This is a genomic window from Pseudomonas sp. CLCA07 (assembly GCF_053615335.1).
The window spans coordinates 5,845,114-5,858,045 of record NZ_CM132131.1; the positions used below are offsets into that span (position 1 = coordinate 5,845,114).

Annotated in this window: 10 protein-coding genes; 7 read left to right on the top strand and 3 right to left on the bottom strand. The window is 58.1% G+C overall.

Features of this window, described 5'->3' with window-relative positions:
* Positions 1–15: 15 nt before the first annotated feature.
* A complete protein-coding gene (locus ACWGZX_RS26925; RefSeq protein ID WP_223520874.1) occupies positions 16–1,524 on the top strand; it encodes a tripartite tricarboxylate transporter permease in 1,509 nt (502 codons plus the stop codon).
* A 257-nt stretch (positions 1,525–1,781) separates the two neighbouring features.
* Positions 1,782–2,369 (top strand): LysE family translocator, encoded by a 588-nt coding sequence (locus ACWGZX_RS26930; protein WP_452626197.1) that lies wholly within the window; start codon positions 1,782–1,784, stop codon positions 2,367–2,369.
* A 26-nt stretch (positions 2,370–2,395) separates the two neighbouring features.
* On the opposite strand, the gene ACWGZX_RS26935 is transcribed toward ACWGZX_RS26930, so the two are convergent.
* The 3 genes from ACWGZX_RS26935 to ACWGZX_RS26945 all read right to left on the bottom strand — a co-directional run bounded on the left by ACWGZX_RS26935 (position 2,396) and on the right by ACWGZX_RS26945 (position 7,615).
* On the bottom strand, positions 2,396–6,064 hold the full coding sequence (locus tag ACWGZX_RS26935; RefSeq protein ID WP_452626198.1) for a hypothetical protein: 3,669 nt from the start codon (positions 6,062–6,064) through the stop codon (positions 2,396–2,398).
* A gap of 178 nt (positions 6,065–6,242) precedes the next feature.
* A complete protein-coding gene (locus ACWGZX_RS26940; RefSeq protein WP_452626199.1) occupies positions 6,243–7,076 on the bottom strand; it encodes a helix-turn-helix domain-containing protein in 834 nt (277 codons plus the stop codon).
* Positions 7,077–7,111: 35 nt separating this feature from the next.
* On the bottom strand, positions 7,112–7,615 hold the full coding sequence (locus tag ACWGZX_RS26945) for a VOC family protein (RefSeq protein WP_452626200.1): 504 nt from the start codon (positions 7,613–7,615) through the stop codon (positions 7,112–7,114).
* A gap of 254 nt (positions 7,616–7,869) precedes the next feature.
* On the opposite strand from ACWGZX_RS26945, the gene ACWGZX_RS26950 reads away from it, so the two are divergent.
* The 5 genes from ACWGZX_RS26950 to ACWGZX_RS26970 all read left to right on the top strand — a co-directional run bounded on the left by ACWGZX_RS26950 (position 7,870) and on the right by ACWGZX_RS26970 (position 12,879).
* Positions 7,870–8,118: a transmembrane sensor/regulator PpyR gene (locus tag ACWGZX_RS26950; RefSeq protein WP_452626201.1), complete on the top strand. Its 249-nt coding sequence runs from the start codon at positions 7,870–7,872 to the stop codon at positions 8,116–8,118.
* 1 nt (position 8,119) lies between these two features.
* On the top strand, positions 8,120–9,274 hold the full coding sequence (locus tag ACWGZX_RS26955; protein WP_452626202.1) for an NnrS family protein: 1,155 nt from the start codon (positions 8,120–8,122) through the stop codon (positions 9,272–9,274).
* A gap of 380 nt (positions 9,275–9,654) precedes the next feature.
* Positions 9,655–10,110, top strand: a complete 456-nt coding sequence (locus ACWGZX_RS26960) for a (2Fe-2S)-binding protein (protein WP_223520855.1) — start codon at positions 9,655–9,657, stop codon at positions 10,108–10,110.
* 20 nt (positions 10,111–10,130) lie between these two features.
* Positions 10,131–12,299, top strand: a complete 2,169-nt coding sequence (locus tag ACWGZX_RS26965) for a molybdopterin cofactor-binding domain-containing protein (RefSeq protein ID WP_452626203.1) — start codon at positions 10,131–10,133, stop codon at positions 12,297–12,299.
* Between the two features lies 1 nt (position 12,300).
* Entirely contained in the window at positions 12,301–12,879 is a 579-nt protein-coding gene (locus ACWGZX_RS26970; protein WP_452626204.1) for a hypothetical protein, read from the top strand.
* The last annotated feature ends 53 nt before the right edge of the window (positions 12,880–12,932 follow it).

A 12,932-nucleotide genomic window follows, 5' to 3' on the forward strand; every position in this document is an offset into this window, starting at 1 on the left:
AAGGAGATCAAACCGGTGGATATTCTCGCAAGCCTGGCGATGGGATTTTCCGCCGCGCTGTCGCCGATCAATCTGATGTGGGGATTTATCGGTTGTTTGCTTGGCACGGCGATTGGTGTGTTGCCCGGTATCGGACCGGCGCTGACCGTCGCGCTGTTGCTGCCAATCACCGCCAAGGTCGATCCCACTGGCGCGCTGATCATGTTCGCCGGCATCTACTACGGCGCGCAGTTTGGCGGCTCGACCACCTCCATTTTGCTCAACACGCCGGGGGAGTCATCCTCCATGGTCACGGCCCTGGAAGGTAACTTGATGGCCCGCAACGGCCGGGCCGGGCCGGCACTTGCCACGGCGGCAATCGGTTCATTCGTGGCCGGGACCATCGCCACGATTCTGCTGACCCTGTTTGCCCCCGTCGTCGCCACGCTGGCGCTGAAATTTGGCCCGGCGGAATATTTCGCGATTCTGGTGCTGTCGTTCACCACCGTGTCGGCGGTGCTTGGCGCGTCGATGCTGCGCGGTTTCGCCTCGCTTGGGGTTGGCCTGGCTATCGGCTTGATCGGGCTGGACTCGACCTCGGGCATCGCCCGTTACACGCTGGGGGTGCCGGAGTTGGTGGATGGCATCGAAGTGGTGTTGGTGGCGGTCGGCTTGTTTGCCGTGGGGGAGGCGCTGTACAGCCTGCTGTATCAAAAAGAAGAAAGCAGCGGCCGGCACCGCTTGACCTCGTTGTGGATGACCCGCGCCGACTGGAAACGCTCGGTTCCGGCCTGGCTGCGCGGCACGCTGATCGGTTTCCCGTTCGGCTCTATTCCGGCGGGTGGCGCCGAGATTCCGACGTTTCTGTCCTATTCGGCCGAACGCAAGCTGAGCAAGTACCCGAAAGAGTTTGCGGGCAGCAAGGGCGAGGGCGCGATTGAAGGGGTTGCTGGCCCCGAGGCGGCCAACAACGCCAGCGCGACGGGCTCGTTGGTGCCGCTGCTGACGCTGGGCATTCCGACCTCCGCGACGGCGGCCATCTTGTTGGCCGCGTTCCAGAACTACAACCTGCAACCGGGGCCGATGTTGTTCCAGACCTCGGGTGACCTGGTCTGGACCCTCGTCGCCTCGCTGTACATCGGCAACGTCATCCTGTTGGTGCTGAACCTGCCGTTGGTGGGGTTGTGGGTCAAGCTGCTGCAGATTCCCCGGCCGTACTTGAATGCCGGCATTCTGGTGTTTGCCACCATCGGCGTGTACGGCATGCGCCACTCTTCGTTTGATCTGCTGCTGATGCTCGGCATCGGCTGGGGCGGGGTGCTGATGCGGCGTTTCGATTTCCCCGTGGCGCCGGTGATCGTCGGTATGTTGCTGGGGCCGATGGCTGAAAAACAATTGCGCAACGCCTTGTCCATTAGCGAAGGCGATTGGCTGATCTTTGTCACGCAACCCATCGCCGCGTCGTTCCTCGCGCTGACGCTTTTGGTGTTGATCGTTCCGCATTTGCTCCACGCTCGGGGCATCAAATTGCATGAGGATGATTGAATCAACGCGCGACCTGTGTAGCAGCTGCCGAAGGCTGCGTTCGAGGACGAAGTCCTCGTAAACCAGGCACAGCAGTCCTCCTGAAAGAACTTACTGTCCGGTTCGACGACTGCTACGCCCGAGCGCGGACCGGCCGACGCAGGCTTCGCCAGCTGCTACAAAACGTGTCGTTACTCTTTAGGCAGTTTTCTTCAATACGTGGAGCTGAGCGCTCAGTACCGTGAGCGCTGATTTCCCCGAATTGAAGAAGGTATGCGATGAGTCTGATTATCTCCATGGCGACGTTTGCGCTGGTGGCGTCCATAACGCCGGGGCCGGTGAATATTGTGGCGTTGAGTTCGGGCGCGCAGTTTGGTTTTCGCGCCAGTCAACGTCACGTTGCGGGGGCAACGCTGGGGTTCGTGTTGTTGCTGGTGCTGATGGGCCTGGGGCTGCATGAAATATTACGGTTGTGGCCAGCGTTGACGCGGGTGGTGCAATGGGCGGGCGTGGCGTTTTTGTTGTTCATGGCTTGGAAACTGGCGGCGGACGATGGTCGTCTCGATGCCAAGGCGTCGGGAAAGGCGCCATCGATGGTGTATGGCGCGGTCATGCAATGGCTCAACCCGAAAGCCTGGCTGGCCTGCGTGGCGGGGATGGGCGCTTTCGTCGCAGACGGCGAGGCGCGGTTGGTCTGGCAGTTTGCGGCGGTGTATCTGGTGATCTGTTATCTGTCGGTGGCTTGCTGGGCGTACGCGGGCACATTTTTGCAGGGCTATTTGCACAACCCCGCCGGTATGCGTTTGTTCAATCGGCTCATGGCGTCGTTGCTGGGGGGCAGTGCGGTTTATCTGCTGTTATCCTGAACGCACCGCAGCCCCAAGCATTCGTCTTAATCCAGTCCGTGCAGCAAACTGAACTCGTGTTTAGTCAGCGGCGTGAATCGACTGGCTCGTAGTTGGCTGATGGCATACAGCGCACGACCTGTGCGGCCATTACCGTCGCCCAGGCCGTGGAAACCGACAACGGTCGCCAGCAACTGTTTGTCAAAGTGGGCGTGCCCGGTATCGAGTGTTTTGAGATGCTGTTCCATTGCGGCGAACCCACTGATATTCGTTCCATATTTTTTGTCGCTGTATCCGACGCGCACAACTTCGGCGGAAGCAGGTGCAATTCGGGCGTGCACCTCTTTGATGAGGGCCGGATCAGTCAGAGCTCTGTTGTTGCCTGCATACTCGCGCAGTACTGCAACCATGCTATCGAGGTCGTTACCTCGGGAGGTTGAACCGTTCACGATCCAGGCCCCGGCTCTCTGGGCATTATCGGTAAAACCCTGTGGGTTGAAGGTTGATTCCGGCATGACGTCGTTATAGGGCACCTTGCCCAGATCCTGTTTCAAAAGATTCTGTTGGTAGCTCTTCATGTAAATGACTTTCTTCGTTTCCAGCTCGGCAAAGGCGGCCAGTAAATCGGCATAGCCATGTGCGCCATTTCCGGCGCGTGCAGTGGAGTAGCCAAGTGTTGACGCTTCCAGAACGGCTAAGAACAGCTCATCCAGTGCGGTTCTGCCGATCAATGTCTCCAGACCTTGCGCCTGCTTGAGTTTGACGGTGGATTCGATAACCGCATTGTTAAACAGATGTTCCAGTTCGATTGGGCTAGCGCCATCCGGCAGGCGACTGTTCTTGTTACCCAACGCAGTGACAATCTGTTCGACTGTTTCAATACTGTCATCCTTTAGCAGTGCGCGACCATGGGCCATGGTGTCCAGCGACATTCTGATCCGTGGAGCCGATCCCGTATGGTCGACTGCCTTAATCAGGTCGTAGCTGTTCCCGAAGGTCAGGTGACGCAGTTGCTTCTTGGCAACATGTGAGATGGAAAGGATCTGAGCATTGAGTGTTGTTGCGCCTCGCCCCAACAATTTACCGCCACCCTTGAGCAATTGCGGCACGCCATCCAGTGGGTTGAACAGGCTGAGGATTGTCCGGCTGAGCACTTTGGAAGCAGACAATAGCCGGGTTGCCACGGTGGCAGTTTTGGCAGTGGTGGCGGCAATTTTCCCCGGCACGGCTGCAAACGACATAGCGACCAGTGCCGCGTCCATGACGCACCCTGCGATTGCGCTCTTCTGCTTTGACGCAACCCCAGAGGACAGTTCTTCGATGCACTCCTTGAAGGGAATGATCAGGTTGAGAATGCTGTTGAAGATTGCATCGGTCTTTTCTAGGGCCCGTTCCCGTACGGTCTGATCGAAACCCAATTGCTTCAGCTCATCTTCGGTGAAATATGAGTTTTCTTGAGCAATAAGCTGGCCGATGGCCTTTTTGCGCGGCGACCGCAAATAAGCGGGGGGAGATGCCGGCTCTGCATCATCCAGTGGCGCCTTGAGTTCACCGATTTTTCGGATAAACACTTTGGAATGGACATTGACCCGTGGTTCAAGGTTTTGAAGATAGGCGTCTACATCGACCGGAATGTTCTCGATAATTTTGTGATCAACATGGTCTGGCTCAAAGTCATTCAGATCTCGACCCGACAGCGGACGGAACAGGGGTTCAAGTTTTTGATTGGGGTTGCATTCCAGTCTTAATGGAAAAACTTCATAGCACCGAACGTTATCGCGCCATTTAGCGCACAGGATGACGCCAAAACGCCCCGTCGTTTCCGGGGCAACAATAGGATCAGTCACAATGCCTGGTCGTGCAGCTGAAAAGGTGGTTTTTGTATATTGTCGAATGCAATAAATATCAAGAGCGCCGTACTCTAGGTAGTCGGAGTCTTCGGGTTTTAAGTGCGACAGTGCAATGACTATGTTGCTGGTCAGTGCCTCGGTTATTGCTCTGTAATATTTGTCTATAGCCTCTTCGTATATATCGGAAATCGGAAACAGACTGGTCAGTTGTGGGAATGAGTGGTAAATGCTGTTTCCCCTGGGGCGGTCCCAATCCTCGGTGTGAAGTTCATCCCCCAAGTACAGATCGATAACCGATACCTTCCTTCCAGCGCCACCCCCCGTGCCACGATGTTTAACCAGGAGTTCCTCAGGGTCACAGTCAGGTATCTCTGCTTTCAATGCTTTTAGAGCCAGCGGCTTGCGATGGGGTAATGGTGTGCCAAGTTTGCTCACGGCATTCGTGATCAGATCGACGTACTGGTTGTATTTACCCAACGCGAGGGTAACGGCCTCCTGGCTCAGTTTGCCCCCGACGTCCTGGGTGATCAGGTTGTTCATCACTGCCCAGGTCATCACCGGGTCAGCCGAGGTCGCAGCAAACATTGCCTCCAGTTGAGGGGAGAGCTTCGACAGCCGACTGAAACCGAGCAAGTGCTGGTAGCTCATGCTTCGAGAAATACCAGGGGCGACAGCTTCTGCAAAGTGCACGGATTGGGTGAAGACGACCCAGCCAGGGGTGCCGATCTGCAATTTCTCCGGCAGATCCAGGGCCAGATACTCCGGCGCCATCCCCCCCAGAATCAACTCGACCACCAGCGGTGCGATCAGGGTGTCGAGCCTGAGCGTATCGACCAGATGCAGTTCCAGTTGCCGGCGCACCTGCGCTGGCCGGCTCAACAAGTAACGCTTGGAGTACAAGTCAAAGCCTGCAAACGTGGTGTTGGCAATGTCGGCGTCAGGGTCAAGGTCGAGCAGCATCACTGCAATCATTAGTTGCTCTATGAACTGCTCTGTCGGCTTGGGATCTTTGTCTTCGGCGAACCAGCCGAGAGCGTCGAAATACGCTTGTCCATTGGCCGAAGACACTACCGCGCTGTCGATCAGACGGCTCAGTCGGGCAGGTACCCGGTCTGGAGAACCGCTTTCGAGCACCACCGATCGACCGTACAGCGCAGCCAACGAGATCAAGCCTTCAGTTTCTTCTTCTGTGACTCGACGAATGATTGCGCGGTTTTCTGCCGTCAGCTTGAACGGTGAGTCCTCGGGGCAATCCAGCAACTGCCAGTAGTTCTCATACGGTGAGTTTTCGGGAAGGGTGGCGAAATTGAGTAAATCAATGAGTTCATCGGCACCTTCTTCAGTGGTGGGAAGTGGCAATCCGTGGAAGCGTAACCACTGACTGACTGTAATCTGCTTGCTTGACGTAACCATCCCGCCGGTCATCTTGGCGATGCTGGCCAACAAGCTAAGGCTTTCATCGAAATCCGCGACACCGGAGAAATGCTGGGTGATGTCTACACCCGCGGAAAAGTAAGGGACGGTGACGTGAGTGTCCTCACTTTGGTGGCTGCTGAGATTTTCGTAGACGTAATAAATACGAGCATTTTCATCGACGTAAAAGGCCACTGGTTGTGGGAGAGATTGTTCGGACCGGATCCGTACAAAGTCAGGGTGCCGGATAAGCCTCGTCAAACTAAAAGCCCCCGGACGATGAAGGTCATCCAGATCGGAGCCTGTTACGCGGGTGGCTGCTAAACGGCCCCAATCCCATCCTATAGTTTCTTTTACATATTGATCACTACTAAAGTTGGAGATAGCTTCGATGATCAATTTTTTTTGATGTTGGTTGTTCGATTGAAAGAGAGGGTTGTTTAAATTGCTCAAGTTGGAAGCTCCGTCTTCTGGTTGTGGTGTGGGGCGGGAGCCTAATTGAGTGTGCGGGGGATTGTTATCGCGCTTATATGTCTGTGTATTTCATTCTCCGGGAACAGTTGAAGCGGTTAGTTGGTAAGCGCCAAACTAACGTATTTTAATTGTGTAAGGCCGTGCGTAACTTAAAGCGTTAACCGCGATACTGCCCCGGTGTCGCCGCCAGATGCTGTTTAAACGCCCGTTGAAAATGCGCCTGATCAGCAAACCCTGCTTCCAGCGCTACATCGGCAATCAACTTGCCACTGCGCAATTGATCTCGGGCGAACTGGATACGCCGGTTGACCAGAAACGCATGGGGCGTCATGCCGTAATGCTGTTTGAAGGCGCGAATCAGGTACGACGGCGACAGTTGAGCCGCTTCGCAAATGTCCTCAAGCTTGAGCAGCTGCGTGCAGTTGTCGCGGATGTAGTCAGCAGCGCGTTCCAGCTTGAAATTGGGTTCGCGCAGCGGTTGATCGACCGGATTGAGTCGTTGCTGTACATCGGTAAAAAACTCCACCGCCGCGCTGTGTTTGCACAGCACGTCCTGCAGGGGATCGACCAGTATTTCGTACAGACCTTTGAGGCCGGTAAACAGCTGGATATCGCGGGTATGGGTGGTGGAAAAGCGTCGAAACGCCGAGTCCTGGCTGAAGCCAAGCTGATGCTGCAAGTCGGTCAGCCAGGGTGTCTCGACGTACAGCATCAGGTACGACCATGGCTGGTCGTCGATCGGATTGCAGGCGTGCACGTCGTCCGGATTCATCAGCACCACGGTGCCGGTACTGACCTGAAACGCGGCTTGCTCATGCAGGTAGGTGCTGCACCCGGCCGTGATCGCACCGATGGAAAAGTGCTCGTGGGCATGCCGGGTGTAGCAGACGTCGCGACCGTCGGCGATGGAGCGGGCCTCGATGAAGGGCAGGGCGTCATCACGCCAGAAGCGCGGGGCCTTGTCAGCGTTTTTGGCAGCGGCGTGCTTCATTGTCGGCGTCCTCGGCAGGTCAGCCCTGGAGTGTATTAGCTCTCGCCGTCAAAGGCTCGTTGCAAGGTTGCGATGTCGAGCTTTTTCATCTGCATCATGGCTTGCATGGCGCGCTGGGACTTGGTCGTGTTCGGGTCTTTCAACATCTCCATGAACGGGATCGGGACGATTTGCCAAGACAGCCCGTATTTGTCCTTGAGCCAGCCACACTGCTGGGCCTGCGGCTCGCCACCGGCGGAAAGCGTGCCCCAGTAATGGTCGATTTCTTCCTGTGTCTGGCAGTTGACCTGAAACGAAACCGCTTCATTGAACTTGAAATGGGGGCCGCCATTGAGGCCGGTAAAAGGTTGCCCGTCCAGCTCAAAGCTGACTGTCAGCACCAAGCCTTCAGGCATGCCGTGAACCTCTTGGCCAGCCTTGCCGTAATGAGTGGTGCCGGTGATTTTTGAATGATCGAAGATCGAACAGTAATACTTCGCCGCCTCTTCGGCCTGAGTGTTGAACCAGAGGCAGGGAGTCAGTTTTTGCACGCGTTGCATGGTGGTGCTCCTCTACGGGTTACTCATGCTGGACTATCAGCGTAGTCAGCCTGTCGACGATCAGTTGGACCGTAGATCGATAACTTGATGAAAATAGAAGTCAAAATGACTAGATGTAAAGTCATATAGACTATTTTTCGGTGTGGTCGATATGACTTCATGCTTCTCAAGATATTGATTGAAAAGGGTTAAATACCTGGCACGAGACTTGATACTCAAAACGTACAACTGACCCGCTTCAGGAGTACGGCAAAATGTTCGATTTTTTCGATAACCCTCTGACCGTTCTGAACCTGTCGAGCAAAGTGCTCGGCGCTGGCCTGGCCATGCTGTTGGCCGGTATCTATGGCGCCTACCTGTACGGCGGTCATTTGCCGATCGTGGTGTTGGTGTCGATGCATGCCATGACCATCATCGGGCCGACCTTAATCAAGATTGGCTACGTCATGCGCCTGTTGGCTCAGTATCGGTTGGGTAAAAGCCTGACCCATGCGGTGGCTTGAGATGAGAAAACTCGCCGCTGCACCGGTATTCAGCCTCGGATTTCGACCGTTCTTTTTCGCCGGCGCTGTGTTTGCGGCCGTCGCTGTGGCGATCTGGGCACTTTGGCTGTATGGCCGCTTACCCGGTGCGCAACCGATGGGCGGCATGTTGAGCTGGCATCGGCACGAGATGCCGTTCGGCTTTGCCACGGCGATCATCGCCGGGTTTCTGTTGACGGCGGTGCCGAACTGGACCGGGCGTCCCGGCTTGAGCGGCTGGCCTTTGATCGGGTTGGTGCTGGTGTGGTTGCTGGCGCGATTCGCGTGGTTGCTGCCGATCCCTGCACCCCTGTTGATTGCTCTGCAGACACCTTTTCTGCCGTTGCTGGCGTGGATGTTGGGTCGGGATTTGGTGGCGGCCGGCAAGCGTGAGAACTATCCGATTTTGTTGGTGGTGGCCCTGATAGCCGGCTGCCAGGCGCTGACGCTGTGGGGGATCGCTACCGATGACGTCGTGCTGCAGCGACGTGGTGTGCTGGCGGCCTTGTGGTTGGTGGCGGCGTTGATGACAGTGATTGGCGGGCGGGTCATTCCGTTTTTCATTCAGCGCGGCTTGAACCGTCCCGCCACGCCTGCGGCGCATCCGCTGCCGACTAAAATCCTGCTGCTGAGTTCATTGCTGGCGGCGGTGTCCTTCGCCAGTGGTTTCAACGATATCCCGAGGGTGTGGTTGGCAGCGTTGTTTCTGCTGATGGGCACTTTGCATCTGCTGCGTTTGTGGCGCTGGCATGATCGAGGCATTTGGCGGGTGCCGTTGCTGTGGTCGCTGTACCTGGCGTATGCCTGGCTGCTGATGGCCGCGCTGGCGATGGCGCTGTGGCATGCGGGGCTGATGCCACAACAAAGTCTGGCCACCCATGCGCTGGCCGTGGGCGGCATCGGCGGGTTGATCCTGGCGATGATTGCCCGCGTCAGCCTTGGCCACACCGGGCGACTGTTGCAGCCGTCGAAAACCGTGGTGCTGGGCTTTGCCTTGCTGATCGTCGCTGGCGTCTGCCGGGTGTTGCTGGTTCCGTTTTCCGGGGTAGGGCTGGGACTCTCGGCGCTGCTGTGGTGTGCGGCGTTTGGCCTGTTCCTGACGCGCTACACGGCAATCTTGTTCACGCCAAGGGTCTAGTGCCCCAAGCCACCCTGGTGTACGCGAAAAAGTCACCGCTGCGCGAATGTTGATGATGACCTTTGTGGCGAGGGGGCTTGCCCCCGTTCGGCGGCGAAACCGTCGTAAAATCTGCAAACTCGGTATAGCAGAAAGTGATCGGGGGCTGCTGCGCAGCCCAACGGGGGCAAGCCCCCTCGCCACAACAGCCCTTTTGCCACAGCAAACTCCTTCGCCCGCAAAGGCCGCCCATCGAGGTGGCCTTTGTGTGACCGGTGGTCGATGAACCGGTCTCGCCCGGCATTTTGCGCTTAGCTGAAGGGAGAACCCCAAGGCGCGCGTAGGCAGTTGATTGACACAGCGACGCCCTTCAGAACACCGTGAGTCTGAGGACAATCACAATGCTGACCCTCAACATCAATGGCAAGGATCAGGAGCTCGATGTCCCGGCGGACATGCCGCTGCTCTGGGTGCTACGCGATGTTGTGCACCTCACCGGGACCAAATTCGGCTGCGGCATGGCCCAGTGCGGCGCCTGCACCGTGCACGTCGACGGTGCGCCGTTACGTTCCTGCATTACGCCCGCTACAGCCGTGTCCCACGGACAGAAAATCCTCACCATCGAAGGCCTGTCCACCGACGGCTCGCACCCGGTGCAGCAAGCCTGGGCCGAACTCGATGTGGTGCAGTGTGGTTACTGCCAGTCCGGGCAAATCATGTCCGCCGCCGCGTTGCTGGCGAAGATTCCCCAACCCACCGACAGCGACATCGATCAGGCGCTCTCCGGCAACATCTGCCGCTGTGGCACCTACCCAAGGATTCGCGCGGCGGTCAAACGTGCCGCCGGGATGGGTTGACGTTGAGGGAGCCTGAAACCATGAACAGCATCAACCCGTTGTCGCGCCGTGGTTTTCTCAAGGGCAGCGCCCTGTTGGGCAGTGGTCTGGTGGTGGCGTTTGTCATCCCCGGTGCCCATCGTTTTGCCTTGGGCGCGGAGAATCAAGGCAACATTTTTGTGCCCAATGCCTTCCTGCGGATTGGCAACGACAACAGCGTCACCGTGCTGCTCGGCCATTCGGAAATGGGCCAGGGCATCTGGACCGGCCTGACCATGTTGATCGCCGAAGAACTGGACGCTGACTGGTCGAAAATCCGCGTCGAACACGCACCGGCCTCCGCCGCTGAGTATGGAATGGCCGGTTTTGGCGGCATGCAGATCACCGGGGGCTCGACCTCGACCTGGATGGAGTTCGACCGCTACCGCCAGGCCGGGGCGGCAGCACGCCTGATGTTGATCGAAGCGGCAGCCAAGCGGTTTGATGTTGCACCTTCGCAGATCCGCACCGAATCTGGCGTGATCATCGCGGGCGACCAGCGCGCCACTTATGGCGAGCTGGCGGATGACGCGGGCCAGTTGCCGGTGCCGGATCCGGCCTCGATCAAGTTCAAGGAGGCCAAGGACTGGAAGATCATCGGCAAACCCACCAAACGCCTGGACACGCCGGAGAAAATTACGGGCCAGGCCAAGTTCGGTATGGACGTGCAGTTCGACGGTTTGATGACCGCCATGGTTGCCCGGCCGCCAGTGTTCGGTGGCAGCGTCAAATCCTTCGAAGGCGCCGAGGCACTGGCGGTGCCGGGCGTGCATAAAGTGGTGCAAGTGCCGACGGGCGTTGCGGTGATTGCCGATCATTACTGGGCGGCGAAACTGGGGCGCGATGCGCTGAAAGTCGACTGGGACCTGGGGCCGAACACCGGCCTGGACAGCCAGAAACTGCTGGAGAGTTTCCGCAAACTCGCCGCCACACCAGGTATTTCCGCCAGTAAGGCGGGTGATGCAACTGCCGCACTGGGCAAAGCGGCGAAGAAGCTCGACGTCGAATACAGCGTGCCGTACCTGGCCCATGCGCCGATGGAGCCGCTCAATTGCACGGTGAAAATCAGTAAGGACAAATGCGAGATCTGGACTGGCACCCAGTTTCAGACGCTGGATCAAATGATCGCCGGAAAAATTACCGGGCTAAAACCCGAACAGGTGGAGATTCATACCGAGTTTCTCGGCGGCGGTTTTGGTCGCCGGGCCAATCCGACTTCCGATTTTGTCGCTGAAGCGGTGCAGGTCGCCAAGGCGGCGGGCGCACCGGTGAAAACCGTGTGGTCCCGTGAGGACGACATTCGCGGCGGTTACTACCGTTCGATGTTCCTGCACCAGGCGAACATCGGGCTGGATGCCGACGGTTTACCGGTGGCCTGGAAGCATGTGCTGGTCGGGCAGTCGATTATGGCCGACACGATGCTGGAGGCGAGCATGGTCAAGGGTGGCGTCGACAAGACCTCGGTCGAAGGCGTCGCCGATAGCCCATACATCGAAGACCTGGCCAATCAGCAGGTGGAACTGCACTCACCGAAAACCGGCATCGCCGTGTTGTGGCTGCGCTCGGTCGGGCACACTCACACGGCGTTCGTCATGGAGTCGTTGATCGATGAAATGGCCGAGGCGGCCGGCAAGGATCCGGTGGAATACCGACGAACCTTGCTCAAAAACCACCCGCGCCACTTGGGCGTGCTCAATCTGGCGGTCGAGAAAGCCAACTGGGGCGCACCATTGCCCGACGGTCACGCGTTGGGCGTGGCGGTACACGAGTCGTTCGGCAGCTATGTGGCGCAGGTCGCTGAAGTGTCCCAGGACAATCTGAAAATCCGCGTGCACCGGGTGGTGTGCGCCGTGGATTGTGGAATTGCGGTCAACCCGCAGAGCATCGCCGCGCAGATGGAATCGTGCATCACCTTCGGTCTGAGCTTCGCTTTGCACAGCAAACTGACCTTAAGGGGCGGGCAGGTGGTGCAGTCCAATTTCCACGATTATAAGGTGCTGCGGCTGAACGAAATGCCCGTGGTCGAGGTGTATATCCTGCCGAGCAGCGACAAGCCCGGAGGCATCGGCGAGACCGGTGTTCCGCCTACAGCGCCGGCGGTCGCCAACGCCGTGTTCGCCCTGACCGGGCAGCGCTTGCGCGAGCTACCGCTGCAATTGTCGGGGGTGTGACATGAAACGACATTTGATGCTGGGCGCGGTGCTGTTGATCGGCCTGGCGGGCTACGCAGAAGACCTGTATGCGGACGACAAGGAAGCCATCAAGGCATTCGATACGGTGCAGAAAGTCTTTCAAAGTCCGCGTTGTCAGAACTGCCATATTCCGGATGATTCGCCGTTGCAGTTCGACGCCGGGATTCCCCACGCCATGAACGTGGTACGCGGGATGGACGGCAAGGGCGCGGCCGGCTTGCCGTGCGCAACGTGTCACGCCGAGTCCAACCCGCCGGCCAGCTACGGGCCGCACACGCCACCGGGGGCACCGCACTGGAGCCTGCCGCCCGCGTCGCACAAAATGGCCTGGATCGGTCTGCCAGCCGACAAGTTATGCGCGATGATCAAAGACCGCTCCAGCAATGGCGACCGTGATTTCGCCGCACTGATCAAGCATGTGAGCGACGACAAGTTGGTGCTGTGGGGCTGGAACCCCGGCGAGGGCAGGGCGCCGGTGCCGGTGCCTCACGACGTCTTCGTCACGCAGTTCAAGCTGTGGGCGCAGGCGGGAGGGCCGTGTCCGCTGGTGGGCAGTTGACCGGCGGTCCGTTAACACTGAGTCAATGCGGGTATGACCGACTCTAAAGACCA